We start from the raw sequence: 22,171 nt of genomic DNA, 5'->3' as shown, positions 1-22,171 counted from the left end.
AGTTTCCTCGTCTTCCAGGCGGTGAATCGGATAGTGATAGTTAGCCGGTACGACTAAGCGGCGCGCTCTCGGGAAAGCACGGCTAACCGTTGGGCAATATCGAGCATGCGGTTTGCAAAGCCCCACTCGTTATCAAACCAACATAAAAGTTTGATAAGGCGTTTTCCAGCGACGCGGGTTTGGGTCGCATCGAAAATGCCGGAATGTGGGTCGTGATTAAAATCAATGGAAGCCATGGGTGCTTCGGTGTAGCCCAGCACTCCCGAAAGACGTTGCTGGCTGGCGTGATGCAGCAGGTTATTGACTTCCTGGGCGCTGGTGTCGCGGCGTACGGTTAGCGCGGCATCCATCGCCGAAACATTAATGGTGGGAACGCGGACGTGTAAACACTCAAAACGGCCTTCCAGATGCGGCATCAAACGGCTGATGCCGCGCGCAAGCCCTGTGTCCACCGGCACAATGGACTGCATGGCCGAGCGTGTCAGGCGCAGATCGGTTTGGTGGTAAGCATCGATCACTGGTTGATCGTTCATCGCAGAGTGAATGGTCGTGGTTACCCCGTGCTCCAGCCCCAGCGCTTCGTCGAGTACGGTAAGCAAAGGAACCAAACAGTTGGTGGTACACGAGGCCGCCGATAGGATGCGCTGAGAGAGTGTCAGCTCGTGCTGATTAATTCCCCACACGATCGTTGCATCCACATCGTTTTCCGCTGGCTGTGAAAACAGCAGGCGTTTTGCGCCAGCGCTTAAATGCTGCTCGGCTGTTGTGCAATCTTTAAAACTACCTGAACACTCAAGCACGAGGTCAACCTGCAGCGCTTCCCAGGGAAGTTGGCGTGGGTCTTTTTCACATAGCACCTGAATGCGTTGCCCGTTGACCACTAGCGCTTCACCGTCATTCTCGACACTTCCTGGAAAGCGACCATGAGTCGTGTCGTAACGGGTCAGGTAGGTAATCGTCGCCAGGTCAGAAAGTTCATTGATAGCGACGATCTCAATACGTGAGTCGCCACGCTCAATCAGTGCCCGCAATACGCACTGGCCAATACGCCCATAACCATTAATGGCGATGCGATAGGTAGGAGCAGTGTGTGTAGAGGCAGATGTAGCCATGTAAGAAAGCGGCTCTTGGAAGATGAATCAGTGACCGTCAATAAATAAAAAAACATTCGCAATAATAGCGTATTTCAACCACCTGCGCCTATCAGGTGCCAAGCGAAAGGCAGCATTAGGGCGGTGAAAATGCCGGTAAGACTCATCCCAAGAGAGGCAAAGGCGCCTGCGGCCGGGCTGATTTCAAACGCCCTTACCGTCCCGATCGCATGGCCGTTTAGGCCCAGCGCAAAGCCGATAATGCGCTCGTCTTCAATATTTAAAAATCGTGCAGCAAGGCCGACGAATGCGGCAGTAGCCACACCGGTAATCAGCAGTGCGCCCAGCAAGAGCGCCACCGAGCCGCCAATTTGCTCGGTAATGCCAATCGCGATAGGCGCCGTTACGGACTTTGCCGCAATAGAGGCGAGAATAAGAGGTGAGCTACCTAATACCCAGGCAATTAGCAGGGCGTAGCAAGCCGCCAGCGTGGCTGCAATCGGCAGGCAGATGGTAAGAGGTCGCCATAGCGCCCGAATGTGCGGCAACTGCTGATAAAGCGGCATACCCAGCGCGACGGTCGCGGGCCCTAATAAAATGGTCAGCCAAGCGGCATCCTGCCGATAGGTGTCATACGGTAGGCCAATGGCGGCAAGCGTGGCAGCAAGCAGAAGTGCAGCGATCAAAATAGCCGGCAGCCAGGTCGGCTTTTTTAATCGTTTGAAAATCAGGTTACCCAACAAAAATGCCGCTAACGTTAGCCCAACGGCAAACAGCGGCGTCGTACTTAAGGTGCTTAACAGGGCATTAGCGGACATGCATTTTTTCCATCAGGCGCTTAAGTAGCCACAGCGTAGTGGTCACGCTTAATAGCGTACCCACAATCAGCGCACAAAGAATGGCTAGCCACTGGCCAGCAAGCTCATCAAGAATAAAAAACACGCCCACCACGCCCGGCATAATCAGCATGGCAAGCAGGCCGATTAATGGCTGCGCTGCGGCGGCGATTGTCGAAGGGACTCGCCCCCAAACGGCAAGCGTAGCGGTTAATAACAGCATACCGACAACGCCGGATGAAACCGGTAGACCGGTAACGTAAACCGTTACTTCACCGATCAACCAGTAACTCACTAGCCATAAAAAGCCATTAAGCGCAGGCATTGTTAGCCAAGCAGTTCATTGGCAGTGTTGAGGATATTCTCAACCGTAAAGCCGAAGTGCTTGAACAGCTCACCCGCAGGGGCGGACTCGCCGAACGTGGTCATGCCGATCACACGCCCGTCCAGACCTACATACTTGTACCAGTAGTCGGCATGTGAGGCTTCAATGGCAATACGCTTGGTGACCGTCCTGGGCAGGACGCTTTCCCGGTACTCGGCGTCCTGGCCGTTGAAGCGGTAGGTCGACGGCATGGAGACCACGCGTACTGCTTTGCCCTGTGCTTCAAGCTCGGCGGCAGCGTCCATGGCCAGTCCCACTTCCGAACCGGTGGCAATCAGGATCAGCTCGGGCGTACCGTCGCTGTCTTTCAGCACATACCCGCCACGCTGAATGGAAGCCAGCTGGGCTTTGGTGCGCGCCTGGTGCGGCAGGTTCTGACGCGACAGGATCAGCGCCGTGGGGCCAGAGTGACGCTTGATGGCCGCATCCCAGGCCGCGGCGGTTTCTACGGCGTCACAGGGGCGCCAGGTGTTCAGGTTCGGCGTCGTGCGCAGGCTGGTCAACTGCTCAATCGGCTGGTGGGTCGGGCCATCTTCACCCAGGCCAATGGAGTCATGGGTAAATACGTAGATCGCCTGCTGACCCATTAATGCCGCCATGCGAACCGCGTTACGCATGTACTCCATGAAGATCAGGAAGGTTGCGCCGTACGGGACAAAACCACCGTGCAGGGCGATACCGTTCATCACCGCGCCCATACCGAACTCACGTACGCCATAGTGCAGGTAGTTACCGCTGGCATCTTCCGGCGTAATCGCTTTGGCGCCCTTCCAGAAGGTCAGGTTGGACGGCGCAAGGTCCGCACTGCCGCCCAACAGCTCCGGCATTTTCGGGCCAATCACGTTAAGCGCTTCCAGCGACGCTTTACGGGTGGCGATGCTGGCGCCTTTTTCCTGGGCCTGCTCGATGAGGGCTTCGGTCGGTATTTCAGCCGGCAGTTGGCCTTTCATGCGGCGCTTGAATTCCTGCGCCTCGGCCGGGAACGCCTCGGCATAGCGGGCAAAGCGCTTTTCCCATTCCTGCTGGTGGGTTTTACCTGCTTCACGCGCATCCCAGCCAGCGTACACGGGCTCGGGAATATGGAACGGCGCGTGGGGCCAGTCCAACTGCTTGCGTGCCAGGGCAACTTCTTCTTCGCCCAGCGGCGCGCCGTGCGACTCTTCCTTGCCCTGCTTGTTGGGCGCCCCGAAACCGATAACCGTTTTACAGATAATCAGGCTGGGCTTGTCATCGTTCTGTTTGGCAAGTGCAATGGCGGCCTGGATCTCTTCCGGCTTGTGACCATCGACATTGGGCACCACGTGCCAGCCATAGGCTTCAAAGCGTTTGGCGGTATCGTCGGTAAACCAGCCTTCCACTTCCCCATCAATCGAAATGCCGTTGTCGTCATAGAGTGCAATCAGCTTGCCCAGCTGCTGAGTACCCGCCAGCGACGCCGCCTCATGGGAAATACCTTCCATCAGGCAGCCATCACCCAAAAAGCACCAGGTGTGGTGATCGACAATGGTGTGGCCCGGACGGTTGAACTGCGCTGCCAGGGTTTTTTCGGCAATCGCAAAGCCGACCGCGTTGGCAAACCCCTGACCGAGCGGGCCGGTAGTGGTTTCGATGCCGGGCGCGTAGCCAAATTCCGGATGGCCTGCGGTGGGCGAGTGCAACTGACGGAAGTTCTGAAGTTGTTCCAGGCTTAACTCATAGCCGCTTAAGTGCAGCAAAGAGTAGAGCAGCATTGAGCCGTGGCCATTGGACAGCACGAACCGGTCACGATCGGCCCATTTTGGGTCTTCGGGGTTGTGCTTGAGGTGATCATTCCACAGCACCTCGGCGATATCAGCCATGCCCATGGGGGCGCCAGGGTGGCCGGACTTGGCCTTCTGAACAGCATCCATGGAAAGGGCGCGAATGGCATTGGCCAGCTCAAAACGGGACGGCATGGGGTGCTCCTCGCCTGAAAACGGAAATAATGAAGGCGCTATTGTCGCTGACTTCCCCTGTTGCGGCAAATGCGGCGACAAATGTAGTGGCAAATTATAGGCCACATTCTGGGAAGAACTCCCAACAGCGTGTAGACTCTGCCTCCCGAAGCGGTGGTCAACCTGGTCATGCCGCTTCCTTATATGGGCAGGGAACCTCCTGCCGTGATTTCCTGCTGATGCTGCGAGTAGTGAGCAGCCGTCATACAGAGGGTCGAGAGCGCGATGAGCGAATATTCCCTGTTTACCTCGGAGTCTGTCTCCGAAGGTCATCCCGATAAAATTGCCGACCAGATTTCGGATGCGGTGCTGGATGCTATTATCGCCCGGGATAAACAGGCACGGGTTGCTTGTGAAACCATGGTGAAAACCGGTGTGGCAATTATCGCTGGTGAAATTACTACCTCGGCGTGGGTGGATCTGGAAACGCTGGTACGCGACGTGATTACCGACATCGGTTACACCTCTTCCCACGTGGGCTTTGATGGCGCAACCTGTGGCGTGATTAACCTGATCGGCAAGCAGAGTGTTGAGATTGCCCAGGGCGTTGACCGTACCAAGCCAGAAGACCAGGGCGCTGGCGACCAGGGCCTGATGTTTGGTTACGCGACCAACGAAACCGATTCGTTTATGCCTGCGCCGATCCACTACTCGCATCGTTTGGTTGAGCGTCAGGCTGAGCTGCGTAAAAACGGTCTGCTGCCGTGGCTGCGTCCGGATGCCAAGAGCCAGGTAACCTTCCGTTATAACGAACAGGGCCAGCCGTGTGGCGTTGATGCGGTGGTGCTTTCCACCCAGCACGACCCTGAGATTGATCAGGAAGACCTGCGTAAAATGGTCAAGCGCGAAATCATCGAACAGGTGATTCCGGCTGAATGGCTCAACGACAATACCCAGTACCACATCAATCCGACCGGTAAGTTTGTGATTGGTGGCCCGGTGGGCGACTGTGGCTTAACCGGCCGCAAGATCATCGTGGACACCTACGGCGGCATGGCGCGCCACGGCGGCGGTGCGTTCTCGGGTAAAGACCCTTCAAAAGTCGACCGTAGTGCAGCCTATGCGGGCCGTTACGTGGCCAAGAACGTGGTCGCGGCAGGTCTTGCCGATAAGTGCGAAATTCAGGTTTCCTACGCGATTGGTGTTGCAGAGCCGACCTCTGTTGCTATTGATACCTTCGGCACCGGTAAAATTGACGATGCCCGGATTGTTGAGCTGGTGAACGAGCACTTTGATCTGCGCCCCTACGCGATCACCAAAATGCTCGACCTGCTGCACCCGATGTATCAACTGACGGCTGCCTACGGCCACTTTGGTCGGGCGCCGTTCGAGCACAGCTACACCTGGAGCGATGATAAAGGCGAACAGCACACTGAAACCTTTACCGCCTTCCCTTGGGAGAAGACCGATAAAGCCGACGCGCTGCGTAAGGCCGCTGGTTTGTAAGATATTCGCCAGGCAGTTTGTAAGAGAACGCCCCTTTGGCTCTGCCAGGGGGCGTTTTTTTATGCTGCGTGTTTTAGGCTAGGCAGTACAACCACTTGGGGAACGCGTTATGCCGACAGCACGCTGGGGAAAAATCATGAGAGGGCTGCTGTTGATGGTGGCGCTTGGCGTGACGAGTAGTACGGCGATGGCGGCTTGCCCCACGTGGCCCAATGAACGGCTTGAGCGTGAGACACTCGCGCTCGCCGCGCAAGTCGCCCAGTGGGATCATGCCTATCATGAAGAAGGCATCTCGTTGATTGATGATGTGCTCTACGACCAGGCCCTTGGCCGCCTTCAGGATTGGCGCGTCTGCCTGAACGACACCACCGCCCACCAGCCGCTTACCCGGGTAACGTCCAGCCGCCGTACGCTTGAACATCCGGCTGCCCAGCAAGGGTTGGATAAAACCGATGAAGCGGGCGTGCGTCGCTTTACCAGCCGCCGTGAAAATTTATGGATACAGCCCAAGGTGGACGGTGTGGCGGTAACGTTGCGCTATCAGGCAGGCGAGTTGGTTGAAGCGGTCAGCCGAGGGGATGGACAGCAGGGGCAGGATTGGACGGCCCGCGCCTTACAATTACCCAGCGTGCCTAATACGCTGCCCGGCACTACTTCAGCCATTTTCCAAGGCGAGCTTTATTGGCAGCTTGATGGACATGTTCAGTCGCACACGCCTGGTTCCGGGGCCCGTGGGGCCGTGGCGGGGGCTATGGCGCAAGCAAGCCCAACCGAGGACGTGCTGGCGCAGGTCGGGCTGTTTGTATGGGGCTGGCCGGATGGGCCAACCGACATGACTGAGCGGCTGGCGCAACTGAGTGCACTTGGGTTTGATACCGCCCGCTACACGCATTTATTAAGTGATGAATCGGATGCGGCTTACTGGCGGGAGGCGTGGTTTAACGGCGCACTGCCGTTTGCAACCGATGGCGTAGTGATTAAACAGGCAGAGCGCCCGGGTATTCGGCGCTGGTCCACGACCCCGCCTGAATGGGCGATTGCCTGGAAATACCCACTGCAGAAAGCGCTGGCAGAAGTACGTGGCGTGGAGTTTCGCATTGGGCGAACTGGGCGTATCACGCCACTGATCTGGCTCTATCCGGTTGAATTGGAAGGTCGGCGTATCAGTCGCGTATCGCTAGGCTCACTCGACCGCTGGGAAAACCTCGATATACGCCCCGGCGACCAGGTGGCCATAACCTTGGCCGGGCTTACCATCCCTCAGCTTGAAGAGGTGGTATGGCAAACCCTGGAGCGCACCGTCGTGGAAGTACCCTCTGAGACTACCTACCATTTGCTGAGCTGTTTTCAGCATAGCCCAGGCTGCACGTCCCAACTGCTGGCGCGGCTTACCTACCTTGGCGAACAGCTGGGTTTTCAAGGCGTGGGCGAAGGCACCTGGCAAGCGTTACTTGAGGCCGGGCTGGTGCCGGATCTGCTGGCCTGGTTATCGCTTGAACCCGATCAGCTGCGCCAAGCGCACGGAATTGGAGAGGCGCGTAGCGACTCACTTTACCGGCAGTTTCAGGCGGCCAAGGCTGCTCCCTATGATGCTTGGTTAAAAGGGCTGGGGTTGCCGCCTGCTGGCGCTGCCAGCCTGCCTGATTGGCAAGTGGCGAGCACGTATCCGCCAGGCGACTGGGAAGCCCTGCCGGGCATCGGCCCCGGCAGAGCCCAGGCGCTTGAGGCCTTTTTCTCGCATACCCAAATGCAGGCCATGGCCGAGCAGCTTCGCGCGTTGAACGTAGCGGGGTTTACGACACAACCCTAACCAAGCCCGGTGGCGCGCAGCATGAGCCCCAGATAGAAGGGAATCAGTAGCGGCGCCATCAGCGTGGTTACCAGCACCGCCAGCGCCCCTTTTTGCGGCTGGATACCCAGCTCCATGGCGACCACCACCACGTTAGAAGCCATGGGCACCACGCCTAATAGCAGTATCGCCATGGCCAGTTCTGCAGGCACTGGCATGAGCATCTGTAATAGCATGACCGCGGCAAAGGTAGCCGCTGGCCAAATGATATACCGAAGCCCTACACAGGCGGCGATAAAGCGCGTATCCCAGGCAGCCAGCGTTACCCGGCTAAGTGTCATACCAATAATCATCATTCCCAGCAGCGTATAGGTCGCGGGAAAAACATCCAGTGAGCTAGCCAAGGCCGTAGGCAGCGTAACATCGAGCGAACTCAGCAGCAGCGCCAGCAAAAACGTGTAGATCAGCGGAAGGCGTGAAATCTTGATCAGGCTTTGGCGAATCGAGAAGTGGCCACGGGCGCTTAAGTAAAAACCCACGGTAAATTCATACAAATTGATCCCCAGCATGCAGAACAGATAGAGCGTTACGCCTTCCGGAGGCAAGAGAATCAACGCTACCGGCAAACCGAAATAACCGGTGTTGCCTGTCCCGGATGAAAACGCCAGCAGTGCGCCTTCCTGCGGACCAAAGCGGTGTTGCGTCACGCGCTGAACCAGCAGCGCCAGTAGGCTAACCAGCACAAACAGAGAAAGCGTTAAGACCAGGTACTCAGGCGTTGGCCCCCCATTCATCAGCGCGCGAAAAATGGTTAAAGGCGCAATGAGATAAACCAGCAGCGTGGCAATGGGCCTTGGGTCGATTTTTAACCGTTGGGCGGCAATCCAGCCCAAGCCTACAAAGCTTAGTAGCATGAGTAGCGGGCCTATTAACGCGCTGGGTGATAGCTCCATATGCCCTCCTGACGGCATAAAAGGGTGGGTAACATGAGCCGAATTAAAGGCTAAACGTGGAATCTTTCATTAGCCGCGGCGCAATAGAACAGCGAGAATACACCAAAATATCACTCTTTATTTTATTGTTCTGTATGAGGAAACCCCATGGGCAGCCAACAGCATCCGCTCGGTATCAGCTTTGAATTCTTCCCGCCCAACACGGATGCTGGGCGCGACAAGCTGATGCTGGTACGCGATGAGCTGGCCACTCGTAATCCGCGGTTTTTCTCTGTGACCTATGGCGCAGGCGGCTCTACCCAAGCGCGTACGCGGGACACCGTACGTACGGTTGGCCAGACCGGTATTACTACCGCACCGCACCTTTCGTGCATTGGCAGTGAAAAAGCCCAACTGCGTGATTTGCTGTCCCAGTACCGCGAAGAAGGCATTAACAGCCTGGTCGCCCTGCGTGGTGATATGCCTTCCGGGATGGCCAGCATCGGCGAGCTACGCTATGCCAACGAGCTGGTGGAGTTTATTCGCAACGAGACGGGCGATCATTTTAATATTGCCGTGGCGGCCTACCCGGAATCCCACCCTCAGGCAGCTAACCTTGATAAAGATATCGAAAACTTTGCGCGTAAAATGAAGGCGGGCGCCGATATGGCGATTACCCAATACTTCTTCACCGCCGACGCTTACTTCAACTTTGTTGATAAAGTGCGCGCGCTAGGCGTTGAACAGCCGATTATCCCCGGTATTATGCCGATCACTAACTACACCAAGCTGGCGCGGTTTTCGGATAGCTGTGGCGCGGAAATTCCTCGCTGGATGCGCAAGCAGCTGGAAAGCTATGGCGATGACAGCGAAGCCATTGCCAAATTTGGCACCGAGGCAGTAAGCCGTCTTTGCCAGCGCCTGCTGGATGGTGGTGCGCCAGGGCTGCACTTCTACACCCTTAACCAGGCGGCTCCCGTACTGAAAGTGGTCGATAATCTGGTGGGTTAACTGCGATAGCCTGTTGATTTAAATCGCACCATACAAAACGCCCCGCTCAGTTGAGCGGGGCGTTTTATGTTATGCCTTACTGGTTTTGTTGGTTAGTGGGCCACTAACTCGCTGACGTTTGTACCTTGTCAGCCGTCTTGCCGCCACCAAATTGCTTGCGCTGGATGATGACGAGACCAGCGCCAATTACAAGGCCCACGATATCGGTGTAGATACCACCATAGATCATGCACATGGCACCGACCAACATAATAACCCGCTTAAGCACGTTCACCGGGCCAAAGAACCAAGCCTGCACCATACCCGAAAGCAGAATGATACCCAGCGTGGCGGTAACGCCCACTCGCAGAATCTGCATGGCAGAGCCTTCCATCAACATGGCCGGGCTGTAGAAGAACATGAACGGTACGATAAAGGCCGCTAGACCAATCTTGAACGATGCCACCGACGTACCCATGGGGTTATCGCCAGAAATACCGGCTGCTGCGTAAGAGGCCAGCGCCACCGGCGGCGTAATGGCCGATACAACCGCAAAGTAGAACACGAAGAAGTGGGCAATAAGCGGCTCAATACCGATATTAATTAGCCCTGGTGCCACGACCGATGCGGCGACGGCGTAGGCCGCCGTGGTCGGCATGCCCATGCCTAGCAAGATACTGATCAGCATGGCAAAGATAAGTGCCAGCAGTTGGCTAACACCTGCCAGTCCCAATAGCAGCGAGGAGAAGCGCGCGCCCACACCGGTGAGCGAAATAACCCCTACGATCAAGCCCGCACAGGCACAGACAGCGATGATCTGGATGGCCATGGTGCCCGCCAGTTGCAGCGCCTTGAGAATGGCGGTCACGCCCATTTTGTTGGGTGAAATCCAGCTGACAACGGCGGCCGAGGCGGTGGCCAAGGTGCCTGCCCTAATCACCGAATAGCCCATAAACAGCGCGGCTATCAGGATAATGATGGGGGCAAAGAGGTAGGCTTGTTTGGCCAATTTAGTGAAGCGTGGAATCTCATCTTTACGCATACCACGCATGCCTTTACGGGCCGCTTCAAAATCCACCATAAAGTAGATAGACGCGAAGTAAAGAATTGCCGGGATCAACGCTGCAATGGCGATGTCGGTATAGGGAATGCCCGTGACTTCCGCCATGATAAAGGCGCCTGCCCCCATAATCGGCGGCATGATTTGCCCGCCGGTTGAGGCTGCTGCTTCAATAGCGCCCGCGCTACGTGCGGGGTAACCCACCTTTTTCATTAGCGGAATGGTCAGTGAACCGGTCGATACCACGTTACCCGCGGAAGTACCGTTGATCATGCCCATTAGGCCCGAGGCAAAAATAGACACTTTGGCGGGGCCTCCACGGGCACGCCCGGCAGCGGCAAAGGCGAAGTTCACAAAATAGTCGCCTACTTTTGACGCTTGCAGGAAGGCGGCAAAAATAATGAACAGAATAATATACGTCGAGGAGACGGCGATGGTGGGGCCCAAGACACCGGCGTCGGTATAAAGCTGGCTAAAAAAGCGCTGCATGGATAGGCCAGGATACCCCAGGAAGCCGGGCAGGTAAGGGCCGGCAAAGACATATGTCAGGAAGATGAGTGAAATAATGACCAGCGCAAGGCCCGCTACTCGCCGGGTAAGCTCCAGAATAAGCAGGGACCCGGCAATCGCCGCCCAGGAAATCCCGATAGGCGCAAAGGAGGTGCCCGTTGAAGCGCGCAGAGGTGTGTTGTACATGATCAGTAAATAACCGGCGCTGGCCAGGGCACACACCATCAGGACTAAATCGGCCGGGTTAAAAGAGCCGCGTGCCTGGCGGAAAAACCATGAAAGCACAATGGCGGCAACGGTCGTTGCTATTAATGGATAACCGTAGTGCCAGGTTTCAACGATTGGGTCGATGCGCATCGCACCACCGCTCAGGGTTTGTTGCATCAAAAAAACCTGAGCAAGCGTGTAGAGGGCCGGTATCAGCAGCGCGTAGCCTACCCACGTTAGCCAAGCGGGTGATGCGTTCTGGCCATCTTCGGCAAACCGAGCTCCCGCAAACAGGCCGTAGCCCAGAATCAGTGCCCCTGCAATATGCACAATACGAAACGACCAGGTCTCCATGGGATACACGTTGAGTGACACCAAGTGGAAACTTGAGTAGGCAATGGCTAGCCCGGCAAACAGGAAAAACTGCCAACCGGTAAATAGGCGGCGGTTGGATTCAACGATGTCTTCATCGACGCCCTCCGCAATAACGGTAGGCGATGAAGCAAGCTGGACATCATCCTTGAGGTCATCAGAGGTTTGGGGGGTTGTGGGACTCATCAGAGTTCACCCTCACAGCAGGAGCAAAAAAAGGAGCAATAGCCAAAGCTGCCCCGCCTGGAAAACCAGTACGGGGCAGCCAGATGATGCGTAAAGTTTTAGTTGATCAGGTCTTCAGAGATTTCGTAGCCGTTCTCTTCGTACCAACGAGCAGCGCCTGGATGGAAGGGTAGAACGCTGTTGTGTACGATATTTTCCGGAATGCTGGTTTCAGCACTGCGGTGAATAGAGCGCATACGGTCGTTGTTTTCCATGGTCACTTTGGTGACTTCGTAGATGAAGTCTTCCGGAAGATCACAGCCCGCAATCGCAAAGTTCCACATGGAAACTGCGCGAGCATCTTCCTCAAGCGTTGAGTAGGTGCTGGCAGGAATAGTGAATTCAGCCACTGGGAAGGTGTCCAGTACGGTCGCAAGCTCATCTTCGTTGAACTCGATGATGTTCACATCCGTTTGCACTTCCAACTGACTAACGGCAGGAATCGGGATGCCGGCCGCAAAAGCGATGACGTCCAACAGGCCGTCCTGCAGCTGACCGCCAAGGTCAGACCAGCCGCCGTTGCGGCGGTCGAAGTTTACGCCCAACGTTTCCAGCATCGCTGGGAAATAGGTGTCAGACGTTGATGCTGCGGGACCAAAGCCAATACGCGCACCGTCCGGAATGTCCGAAATGGACTCAATGCCTGAGCTTGAAAGCGCGGCAATCGAGAACGGCGTTTCATACATCGGGAACAGTGCACAGACGTTATCCATCACCATGCCGGGTGCCAGCGGGCTTTTGCCGTTAACCGCATCAGAAGCGGGGCCCATGGTGGTTAAGCCAAAGGCCATATCGCCGCTATGAACAAGTGCCAGGTTTTGAGTAGGGCCGCCCGTTACTTCACCGCCGCCAGAAACGCCTAATTCATCAGCAATAAAGTTGGCCCAGCCAGAGCCGTAAACGAAAAACGTGCCGCCTTGGCTTGCGGTACCTACCGTAAAGTTTTCTGGCCAGTCAGCACGCTCAGCATGGGCGCTGGCAGAAGCGAGTAACGCGCCACCTGCAAGCAGGGCGAGAGTTTTAGGCATCATGGTGCGCATGGCATGTTTCCTTAACTGTTCTTGGGATTGTAGGCTGGCAAGCGCAAGCCGCTTTCCAGTGACAATAATATTTAAGCAACCATTTAAGAGCGATTGCCGTGCCATTTATAGGATAGTTAAGTAAAAACAAACGCTTGCTTTTAGAGTCTTCAACTTTAGTGGAAACTCCCTGGCGTCTAACTGTCTGGCAATACGCACGCGGGGTGACAAGTAGTGTGCGGCTTTCCGCACACTGTTGGGTGCGCGCTAAGAAAGTAGAGAAAGTGCAATGAGAGGGTGCCGTGGCCCCCTGTTTTGAAGGGCTGGAAGCTGAGGGGTAGAGGTGAAAGGTAAGACAGGAGGGCACAAAGCCCTCCCAGTCATGACTTACGTATTGGGCTTACCAGGGTCAAGAATCCGTACTGGCTGGATATCCTGACTCTGTTGCTCCTCTCGCACCTGGTTCACCCGGGTTGTTAGCTCAGGTGAGTCGTTATCTTCAATGGGCAGTTGCTCAAAGAAGTCACAGCTCACGCACTCCCGATAGCGAATACCGTTTTGCTCCCAGGCTCGAACACGGTCCATTGCGGCGCAGCGCGGGCAGATAACACCCGCAATAAAGCGTTTAACGGTCGACATGGTGTTCTCCAAACGCACGGTGCCAATGAAATAATAGACACCGTGCTGAGTTCAATAAGCGGTTAGGCCGCGCGAATACCGCTATGGCGCAATAGGGGCTCGACACTTGGCTCGCGGCCGCGGAAGGCCACAAATAGCTCTGCGGCATCGCGTGCTCCGCCTTGTTCCAGAATCTGGTGGCGGAAGCGTTGTCCGGTTTCAGCATCAAAAATACCGGCCTCCTCAAAGGCGCTCCAGGCATCCGCAGAGAGCACTTCGGCCCATTTGTAGCTGTAGTACCCCGCCGCATAGCCGCCAGCAAAAATATGCGCAAAGCTGTTTTGGAAGCGATTGAAGGGCGCCGCCGGTACGACTGAAGTGGCGCTGCGTACATCATCCAACAGCGTTTGAATATCGCTGGCGCTGGGCGCGCTTAATTCATGGTGTAAACGCAGGTCAAAGATCGAGAATTCGAGCTGACGCACCATGCCCATCGCGGACTGGAAGTTTTTGGCCGCCTGAAGGCGTTCAAGCAGCTCAGCCGGTAAGGCTTCCCCGGTTTCTACGTGCTTGGCCAGCAGGTTAAGCCCTTCACGCTCCCAGCAGTAGTTCTCCATAAACTGGCTGGGCAGTTCCACCGCATCCCAGGCAACGCCGTTGATACCTGAAATGTCGGCGATATGCTGCTTGGTCAGCATATGGTGAAGGCCGTGTCCAAATTCATGGAACAGGGTCGTTACTTCATCATGGGTAAGCAGGGCAGGCTTGCCACCGATGGGCGCCGTAAAATTACAGGTTAAAAAAGCCACCGGCAACTGAATACCATGCTCAGTTTGACGGCGTACTCGACAGTCGGCCATCCAGGCGCCGCCGCGTTTGCCTTCCCGAGCGTAGAGGTCAAGGTAGAACCCGGCAATGGGCTGGCCATGCTCGCTAATACGGAAATAGCGCACATCGCTATGGTAGCTTGGCGCCTCACTATCTTCTTCTACCTGCACGCCATAAAGCCGCTCAACCACTTGAAAGAGACCGTTAATCACGTGTGGTGCAGGAAAATAGGGGCGTAGCTGCTCTTGGGAAATGGCATGGCGCGCTTCACGCAGCTTTTCGCTAACGTAAGCAATATCCCACGGCTCCAGCGCATCAATGCCCAGCTCGTCGCGCGCGTAAGCGCTTAGCTCGGCAAACTCCTCTTTTGCTTGAGGGACGGCGCGACGGGCCAAGTCACCCATAAAATCGAGCACTTGCTCGGGAGAGTCCGCCATCTTGGTGGTCAGTGAAAAGTCAGCATAGGTGTTGAACCCCAGCAGCGTCGCCAGTTCCTGGCGTAGTGCCAGCATCTCTTCCATCAACGGAGCGTTATCAAACGTGCCCGCATCAGGGCCTTGGTCTGAGGCGCGGGTGACAAACGCGGTATACACCTCGCGGCGCAGCTCACGATTTTCAGCGTAGCTAACGACGGGGAAGAAGCTTGGGAAATCCAGCGTAATCCGATAGCCCGAAACGCCCTTGGCTTCAGCAGCCGCTTTCAAGGTATCGAGCGCGCTGGAAGGCAGCCCAGCGAGTTCCTCTTCACTATTGAGGTCCTTGTGCCATGCTTGGGTGGCATCCAGCACATTGTTGGAGTATTGATTGGAGAGCGTTGAAAGGCGCGACTGAATGTCACCGTAGCGTGCTTTTTTGTCGGCAGGCAGGTCGACCCCGGCGAGGCGGAAATCGCGCAGTGCATTATTAACGGTGCGCTGCTGTGCGGCATCCAGCGCGCTCCAGTTGTCACTCTCCTTGAGCGCTTGCCAGCCGTGGAAAAGCCCTTCGTGCTGGCCGACCCACGTGCCAAAGGCGGAAAGCTGTTCCAGGCAGGTTTGGTAAGCTTCGCGCAGCTCAGGCGTGTTCATCGTGCTATTTAAGTGTGACACCGGCGACCATGCTTGGGAGAGTCTATCGCTTACCGCTTCCAGCGGAACGGCAAAGCTCTCCCACGTGGGCGGTGTTTCTGCGGCCTGCTGGGCCAAGCGGTCAATCGTTTCACGGTTCTCACTTAAAAGCGCTTCCACCGCGGGCACCACATGCTCGGCACGCATTTCAGCGAAGGGGGGAAGCTTGTGCGTTGCAAGCAGCGGATTGTGGGTCATAAGCACCTCAGTTGGCAGCGTTAATGAGTGCAAAAACGCGTAATAATAGCTAAACAGTGTGGGCACAGGGGCGCTGTTTCAATGGCAAGGTTTGGTCTCTTGGCAGGCGCCTGCTAGTCTTGCCGCCTTTTAGTGCCCACGATGGCAGGAGTCAATAATGAGCGAGACGCTGGAGCGCTGGGGGTCTAAGCGGGCCTTTATCCTGGCAATATCGGGTGCTGCGGTGGGGCTGGGCAACATCTGGCGCTTCCCTTATGTGGCGGGTGAAAATGGCGGGGCCGCGTTTTTATTAATTTACGTGGCGTTTGTGCTGCTGCTGGGTATTCCCGTCATGATGGCTGAAATTCTCATTGGCCGGGCTGGGCGGCGTGGTCCGTTGCAGGCATTGGGCGCACTGGCTGCTGAAGCAGGGGTCTCCATGCATTGGCGTTGGCTCGGGCTCTTTGGGGCATTTACTGTTTTTTGTATTTTGTCCTTCTATTCAGTGGTGTCTGGCTGGTCGATCGAGTTTTTGGTGGCCTCCATCAACGGACAATTTAACGGGGCAACAGCGGCTGAGATAGGCGCTGGTTTCGATGCATTTTTAGCAAGCCCTGGGCTTTTGATTTTCAATCACTCTCTGTTTTTGTTTATGACCATGACCGTGGTGGCGGCTGGCGTGGCCAAGGGGCTTGAGCGGCTTAACAATCTACTCATGCCGCTGCTGTACGTGCTGCTGTTGCTGTTGGCCGGATACGCTGCCACCACCGAGGGCTTCTCCACGGCGTTGACGTGGCTATTTTTACCCTCCTTTGAGGCAATCACACCTACCGTGGTGCTACATGCCATGGGCCATGCATTTTTCACTCTGGCGGTAGGGGCCTGCGCGCTGATGGCGTATGGCGCCTATATGCCGGAAGAGCAGAGCCTGCCTAAAGCGGCGTTTGCCGTTGCCGTACTGGACATTAGCGTGGCGTTGCTGGCGGGTATCGCGATTTTCTCGGTGGTGTTTGCCCAAGGGATGGACCCGGCTGAGGGCCCGGGCCTGATGTTTGTGACCCTGCCGATAGCCTTTTCTGAGTTGCCCGGCGGCGCGTTCTGGCTAAGCGTGTTTTTCCTGCTGTTACTGCTCGCTACCTGGACATCGGCCATTAATCTGGCAGAGCCTATGGTCGCGACGCTGCAGGGGCTTGGGCTTCGGCGCAGTATGGCAACGGCGATCATCGCGCTCAGTGTTTGGCTAATGGGATTGTTGTCGGCGTTCTCTTTCTCAACCCTGGCGGAGTTCCAGCCACTCTTTGGGCGCAATATCTTTGAATTGGTTAGCAGCATTCCACCAGACATATTTTTGCCCTTGGGTGGCTTGATGATTGCCACGTTTGCTGCCTGGATAATGCCGCAGAAGAGAGCAATGAAAGCGTTAGGCGCCGGGGAAAGTGGCTACCTGCTATGGCGCAATATTGTGCGCTGGGTCTCGATTCCGCTGACGTTTATCGTCTTGCTGAGTGGGCTTTTATAGCGCTATGCCGCTTGTGAGAATGGATATATCCGCCATCAATAGAGCAGTATGTGCTTGGAACAGGTACTTGAAATACGTACTTGGAAATAGGCTCTTTAGGAGAGTGCAATGAAAGAGGCAGCGAGCAGTGCGCTAAGAGAGTTTAAAGGCCATTCGCCCCGCTTGGGCGAGCGCGTGTATATCGACCCTGCAAGCGTGGTCATTGGTGACGTTGAGCTGGGCAATGACTGTTCGGTATGGCCAATGACGGTGATTCGTGGCGATATGCACCGGATTCGTATTGGCGCTCGTACCAGCGTGCAGGATGGCAGCGTGCTGCATATTACTCACGCTAGTGAGTTTAACCCGGAGGGCTTTCCACTCACGATTGGCGAAGATGTGACGATTGGCCATAAAGCCATTTTGCATGGCTGTACGCTGGGCAGCCGCATTTTGGTCGGTATGGGCGCTATCGTGATGGACGGCGCGGTGGTTGACGATGAAGTGATCATCGCCGCAGGGGCTGTTGTCACACCCGGTAAGCACTTGGAGAGTGGCTATGTTTACGCCGGTAATCCTGCCAAGGCGCTACGCCCCTTAAAAGAAAAAGAGCGGGCCTTCTTCCCCTATACCGCAGGTAACTACGTAAAACTTAAGGATCAATTTTTAGCCGAAGCCTGCTTATGATTAAGCTTAGCTAACATATTGGCTTTCCGTCCTTTTTTCTGAACTAGCCATGTTGTAATCTTAAAAAATCTGGTAATTTATCCAGTTTTTTCAGGATGCCGCGATAACATGGCGAACTTTCGCACGCATATGACGGTAGCGACTGCGGGCGGCATGTTAATGGCGTACGCGGGTTGGCAAGCCCAGTGGTGGCCTTATTCTCAAGCCATACTAATTGTGGCGTTGGTCGCCTTTGGCGGTATTTTGCCTGATATTGATGCTGACCGATCACGCTCTATCCGTTTGATTTTTAATATTCTTTCCGTGCCATCATTGGTGGTGGGCGTAATGTTGCTGGAGTCATGGCTGACGCCAGGCATGTTGCTGGTAGCTTGCGGCGGTATTTATTTCTCGGTGCGGTATTTGGCGGGAATACTGTTCTCAAAACTGACGGTTCACCGTGGCATTTGGCACTCGCTGATGGCGGCCGGGCTATGTTCGCTATTAACTGCTGCGCTGAGTTTTCATCTGCTTGTTCAGCCTGCGGGGTTAGCATGGTCACACGGTGTGGCCGTGCTGCTGGGGTTTATTATTCATCTGGTGCTGGATGAGATGTATAGCGTGGATTTGGAGGGGGCACGGCTTAAGCGCTCGTTCGGTACCGCGCTCAAGCTCGGCGATAGCCGTCGGCCCATTTCCAATCTATTAATGCTGATTGCCACCTTGACACTGCTTCCCTGGACGCCGCCCTGGTCGGACTTAATGGAGCTATTTCATCAGGGGTCACTGCTGTGGCGGTAATCGTCGGCCTGTAAACCATGCTTTTTCAGCTTGTCGTAAAACGTTTTACGCGGAATGCCCAGGTGGTGGCAGACATCGGTGACTCGGCCATGGTGACGGGCAAGCGACTGGCTAATCAGGCTCTTTTCAAACAGCTCTACTTGGCGCGGTAACGTGGGTTCTGGCGTGTCGGTGGCCACCCCTTCCAGCAACATATCCAGGCGGTAATCAAATGCTGCGCCGAGTAGCACGTAGCGCTCAGCAAGGTTGCGTAGTTCACGCACGTTGCCAGGCCAGTCATGGGCCAGCAGTGCGGCGATACCGTGGCTATTCAGAGTGGGGGCCTCCAGGCCGCTACGATTGGCGGCAATGACGGCAAAGTGCTGAAAAAGAAGCGGGATATCCTCACGCCGTTCGCGCAGCGCGGGTAACGCCAGCGTGACAACATTCAGCCGGTAGTAGAGGTCTTCACGAAAGCCCCCCTCTTCAGCGGCAACTTTAAGATCCACCTTGGTGGCGGTAATCACCCGAATGTCGAGCGTGACTGCTTCATTGGCACCGAGCCGTTCGATGCTGCGCTCTTGCAGGATGCGCAGTAGTTTGACCTGAAGAGCCAGTGGCATCGACTCAATCTCATCCAGGAAAACAGTACCGCCGTTAGCGTGCTCAAACTTACCAATCCTGCGTTCGACCGCGCCGGTAAAAGCCCCTTTTTCATGCCCAAACAGCTCAGACTCAATGGTGTTTTCCGGCACGGCACCGCAGTTGATTGCCATAAAGGGGTTGTTGCGCCGAGCGCTGCGTTCATGAATGGCCCGGGCCACGAGGTCCTTGCCGGTCCCTGTTTCGCCAAACAGCAGCACATCGGCTTCTACCTGACTAATGCGCTGAATCATCGCAGCCAAGCGAGAAATAACCGCCGTACGCCCCACCAGGCGCGGGCCAAGGGCAGCCCGCTGTACTTCCAATTCGGCCTTAAGACGATTGTTTTCGAGGCTAAGCTGGCGCTTTTCAATGCCGCGGCGCACAACATCGAGTAGCTGGTCGCCAGCAAATGGCTTCTCCAGGAAGTCCCATGCGCCTGCACGCATGGCTTCTACCGCCGTGGAAATATCGCCATGCCCGGTAATCAGAATAATCGGTAGGGTAGGGTCGCGACGATGCAGTTCATGCAGAAGCTCCATCCCTCCCATGCCAGGCATACGGATGTCGCTGACAATCACGCCAGGAAACTCTGCGGGTAGCGCCGCCAAGGCTTGCTCGGCTGACGCAAAGCAGGTAGGCGTGTAGCCGGCAAGCTCCAGGGTTTGGCTGGCGGTAATACGCAGATGAGGCTCATCGTCGATCACCATGACCGGCAGCATCGACGGTTCATGCATGGCTATTGTTCTCTTGTTGAGTCGAGGGTACAGGCGCGTGTATCGGTGGCGCGAAAGGTAGTGAAATAATAAAGCAGGCGCCTGTTGGATCGCGATTGACGGCCTGCAACTTGCCACCCAGGTCATCCATGATACGCGACGAGATGGAAAGCCCCAGCCCCAATCCGCTTCCCGGTGCTTTGGTGGAAAAAAAGGGTTCAAAGATTTGTGTTAGGTGCTGGTCGCCAATGCCGGGGCCGTTATCCATAACGTTAATGGTGACCTGCTTTTCGTTCAGCGCCGCACTCAAGACAAGCCGAGGTTCTGGGATCTCTTGCATGGCGTGCAGGGCATTGCTAATCAGGTTGACCAGTACTTGCTCCAAGCGTACCAGATCGCCCGTTACCCACAGCGTTTCCTTGGGCCAATGCTGTTCAACGGTAACATGCCCGTCGCGCAGGCGACCCTGGAACAAGCGAAGTGCATATTCGATGCAAGCCTGCACAGAGATGGTTTCCTGCCGCTCACTGCTTTTACGCGAGAATTGACGAAGCTGTGCGCTGATATCGGCCATGCGCTTGGTGAGATCAACGATTTGCTCAAGGTTTGCGTCCGCTTGATCTACTCGGGAAAGCGTTAAAAAGCGCCGGGCATTTTCGCCATAGGCCCGAATGGCTGCCAGCGGCTGGTTCAGTTCGTGATTGATGCCCGCTGCCAATTGGCCAAGGACTGCCAGTTTGGCGGCCTGGATGAGTTCATCCTGAGTTTGACGCAGGTTGGCTTCTGCGCGGCGTCGCTCTTCGATTTCATTGGAAAGGCGCTGGTTGCTGGCCACCAAGTCGTGAGTGCGACGCTCGACGCTGGCTTCCAGCTCATCACGCACCAGGGCAAGGGTGTGCCGTTCGCGTTCAGCAAACGCTTCGCGCTCACGACGTAAGCGCAGGCGCTGCCAGCCAATGCCGCCGCCAAGTACAATCATTCCGTAAAGCCCGCCCGCCATAAGTGCGGCGATCCACTGAGCGCGGACAACGGGTGTTAAGGGCTTGAGAATATGCATGTGCCAGCCAAACTCCACCACGGGGCGTGTCAGGCTTAAATAACGGCTGCTACTAAGCGGGCCCTGAGAAAAACTAACCAGTGCGCTGTCTGGCCCATAAGGAGCATCAATATTAATGCCTGAAGGGGATAGTGGTTCAATGGCGTAGCGACGTGTGTCACGAAGCGTTTGACGTTGTTCATCACTAAGCGCATAGAGCGCATTCATACGCAGCTCAGGGCGGCTGGCCATAAAGATAATATTATCGTTATCGGTCACCAGTAGCTCAGCATCTTGCTCAGCCCAGCCCTCTTCAACTTCATCCAGTAACACCTTGATGACGATAACGCCGGAGGGTTGCGCATCTGGCGAAGTATCATCCAGCCATACCGGCGCCGAGAAGAAGTAGCCCCGTTCCAGTGACTGAACCCCTAGCCCATAAAAACGCCCTTGCCGTCCGGCGATGGCTTCTGTGTAGTAGCTGCGAAACGCGTAGTTATGACCTAAAAACGTATTGGGACGATGCCAGTTGCTGGCGGCAATTGTGTTGGCATCGCGGTCGAGCAGGTAAACGTCAGAAACGCCTGCGGTAAAGCGGAAACGATCCAGCAGCAGGTTAAGCGGCATGGCGTTCTGGGTTTCCGGAGAGGCCAAAAAGCGCTGGACACCTTCACGCGTCGCGAGCATTTGGGGTAAATAATCGTAGCGGAGCAGATAGCCATTAAGGTTGGCGACAGAAAGGCGTAGCTCGTTTTCGGCGTCTTCCTGAAGGGTAGAGATGGCTTGCTCGCGCGCCAGGTGGGCGGCTTGCCACATGACGAGTATGAGGCCTAGGGTGATGGCAACAAGCCATATACCTTTCCAGCGGCGAGGCTTCATACGCTGCTACTTACCACGGGCACGGCGTAGCGCACGTGCTGCCTGCTGTTGGCGAGGTGGGGGAATATCATCCGCTAGGCATCCATTAATAGGTATGACCAATCATAAGGCAGGAGATCGCCGTGCCTCAAGCTAGCCCTCTGGGCTACTAATACACATTGGTAGCAGTGTTGCTGGAGTCAGGAAGGCCTCCTGAAGAGCGAGTAGTTACCCTGCATTATGACGATATGGCATTATTTTAGACATATTTCACCCAGCCCCTTGCCAAACGTCCGGCGAATCCGTAAAGTACGCATCCGCTGCCGGGGACGCCCAGCGTTACCAGCGGTGAAGAAGGTGAAAACCTTCGGTTTGTCAGAAAGTTAGCGGAGTTTTAATCGCTTGCTTCAT

The 22,171-nt window shown here is 55.8% G+C and carries 17 protein-coding genes; 6 read left to right on the top strand and 11 right to left on the bottom strand.

Going from position 1 to position 22,171, the window contains the following annotated elements; genetic code table 11:
- Nucleotides 1-53 precede the first annotated feature (53 nt).
- From FKN99_RS16595 to tkt, 4 genes are all read right to left on the bottom strand, one after another.
- Nucleotides 54-1,112 (bottom strand): type I glyceraldehyde-3-phosphate dehydrogenase, encoded by a 1,059-nt coding sequence (locus FKN99_RS16595; protein ID WP_172118904.1) that lies wholly within the window; start codon nt 1,110-1,112, stop codon nt 54-56.
- A 74-nt stretch (nt 1,113-1,186) separates the two neighbouring features.
- Nucleotides 1,187-1,909 carry an LrgB family protein gene (locus FKN99_RS16590; protein ID WP_172118903.1) on the bottom strand — a complete coding sequence of 241 codons (723 nt, stop codon included), beginning with the start codon at nt 1,907-1,909 and terminating at the stop codon, nt 1,187-1,189.
- Nucleotides 1,899-2,252 (bottom strand): CidA/LrgA family protein, encoded by a 354-nt coding sequence (locus tag FKN99_RS16585; protein ID WP_172118902.1) that lies wholly within the window; start codon nt 2,250-2,252, stop codon nt 1,899-1,901. Before FKN99_RS16585 ends, FKN99_RS16590 begins: the two co-directional genes overlap by 11 nt.
- Nucleotides 2,253-2,254: 2 nt before the next feature.
- Complete coding sequence (gene tkt, locus FKN99_RS16580) at nt 2,255-4,246, bottom strand: transketolase (protein WP_172118901.1); 1,992 nt, start codon at nt 4,244-4,246, stop codon at nt 2,255-2,257.
- A gap of 264 nt (nt 4,247-4,510) precedes the next feature.
- Between tkt and metK the strand changes: the two genes are divergently transcribed.
- Both metK and ligB read left to right on the top strand, forming a co-directional pair.
- Nucleotides 4,511-5,731, top strand: coding sequence for a methionine adenosyltransferase (gene metK / locus FKN99_RS16575; protein ID WP_172118900.1), 1,221 nt, complete (start codon nt 4,511-4,513; stop codon nt 5,729-5,731).
- A 109-nt stretch (nt 5,732-5,840) separates the two neighbouring features.
- Nucleotides 5,841-7,541 (top strand): NAD-dependent DNA ligase LigB, encoded by a 1,701-nt coding sequence (gene ligB, locus FKN99_RS16570; protein WP_253927071.1) that lies wholly within the window; start codon nt 5,841-5,843, stop codon nt 7,539-7,541.
- Here the strand turns inward: ligB and FKN99_RS16565 are convergent.
- A complete protein-coding gene (locus FKN99_RS16565) occupies nt 7,538-8,473 on the bottom strand; it encodes an AEC family transporter (RefSeq protein WP_172118899.1) in 936 nt (311 codons plus the stop codon). The genes ligB and FKN99_RS16565 overlap by 4 nt on opposite strands.
- Nucleotides 8,474-8,620: 147 nt before the next feature.
- Here FKN99_RS16565 and metF point away from each other — a divergent pair, with 147 nt between their 5' ends.
- Nucleotides 8,621-9,463, top strand: a complete 843-nt coding sequence (gene metF, locus FKN99_RS16560) for a methylenetetrahydrofolate reductase [NAD(P)H] (RefSeq protein ID WP_172118898.1) — start codon at nt 8,621-8,623, stop codon at nt 9,461-9,463.
- Between the two features lie 103 nt (nt 9,464-9,566).
- Here metF and FKN99_RS16555 read toward each other — a convergent pair whose 3' ends face one another.
- From FKN99_RS16555 to prlC, 4 genes are all read right to left on the bottom strand, one after another.
- Entirely contained in the window at nt 9,567-11,777 is a 2,211-nt protein-coding gene (locus tag FKN99_RS16555) for a TRAP transporter permease (RefSeq protein ID WP_172118897.1), read from the bottom strand.
- A gap of 98 nt (nt 11,778-11,875) precedes the next feature.
- Nucleotides 11,876-12,856, bottom strand: coding sequence for a TAXI family TRAP transporter solute-binding subunit (locus FKN99_RS16550; RefSeq protein ID WP_172118896.1), 981 nt, complete (start codon nt 12,854-12,856; stop codon nt 11,876-11,878).
- 366 nt (nt 12,857-13,222) lie between these two features.
- Nucleotides 13,223-13,474 carry a YheV family putative zinc ribbon protein gene (locus FKN99_RS16545; RefSeq protein ID WP_172118895.1) on the bottom strand — a complete coding sequence of 84 codons (252 nt, stop codon included), beginning with the start codon at nt 13,472-13,474 and terminating at the stop codon, nt 13,223-13,225.
- 62 nt (nt 13,475-13,536) lie between these two features.
- Nucleotides 13,537-15,585 (bottom strand): oligopeptidase A, encoded by a 2,049-nt coding sequence (prlC, locus tag FKN99_RS16540; RefSeq protein WP_172118894.1) that lies wholly within the window; start codon nt 15,583-15,585, stop codon nt 13,537-13,539.
- Nucleotides 15,586-15,742: 157 nt separating this feature from the next.
- Here prlC and FKN99_RS16535 point away from each other — a divergent pair, with 157 nt between their 5' ends.
- The 3 genes from FKN99_RS16535 (at nt 15,743) to FKN99_RS16525 (ending at nt 18,529) form a co-directional block, all read left to right on the top strand.
- The gene (locus tag FKN99_RS16535; protein ID WP_172118893.1) at nt 15,743-17,083 is read left to right on the top strand and encodes a sodium-dependent transporter; all 1,341 of its coding nucleotides are present in this window, start codon (nt 15,743-15,745) and stop codon (nt 17,081-17,083) included.
- Between the two features lie 108 nt (nt 17,084-17,191).
- On the top strand, nt 17,192-17,749 hold the full coding sequence (locus FKN99_RS16530) for a gamma carbonic anhydrase family protein (RefSeq protein WP_172118892.1): 558 nt from the start codon (nt 17,192-17,194) through the stop codon (nt 17,747-17,749).
- Nucleotides 17,750-17,857: 108 nt separating this feature from the next.
- Nucleotides 17,858-18,529, top strand: coding sequence for a metal-dependent hydrolase (locus FKN99_RS16525; protein ID WP_172118891.1), 672 nt, complete (start codon nt 17,858-17,860; stop codon nt 18,527-18,529).
- Here the strand turns inward: FKN99_RS16525 and FKN99_RS16520 are convergent.
- The gene (locus tag FKN99_RS16520; RefSeq protein ID WP_172118890.1) at nt 18,505-19,887 is read right to left on the bottom strand and encodes a sigma-54-dependent transcriptional regulator; all 1,383 of its coding nucleotides are present in this window, start codon (nt 19,885-19,887) and stop codon (nt 18,505-18,507) included. The genes FKN99_RS16525 and FKN99_RS16520 overlap by 25 nt on opposite strands.
- A complete protein-coding gene (locus FKN99_RS16515; RefSeq protein ID WP_172118889.1) occupies nt 19,880-21,781 on the bottom strand; it encodes a sensor histidine kinase in 1,902 nt (633 codons plus the stop codon). Before FKN99_RS16515 ends, FKN99_RS16520 begins: the two co-directional genes overlap by 8 nt.
- Nucleotides 21,782-22,171 lie beyond the last annotated feature (390 nt).

The sequence above is a fragment of the Halomonas hibernica genome (genome assembly GCF_013183775.1).
Classification (GTDB): Bacteria; Pseudomonadota; Gammaproteobacteria; order Pseudomonadales; family Halomonadaceae; genus Vreelandella; species Vreelandella citrativorans.
Note: the sequence above shows the minus strand (reverse complement) of the source record. Positions and strands in the feature narration are given on the sequence as shown.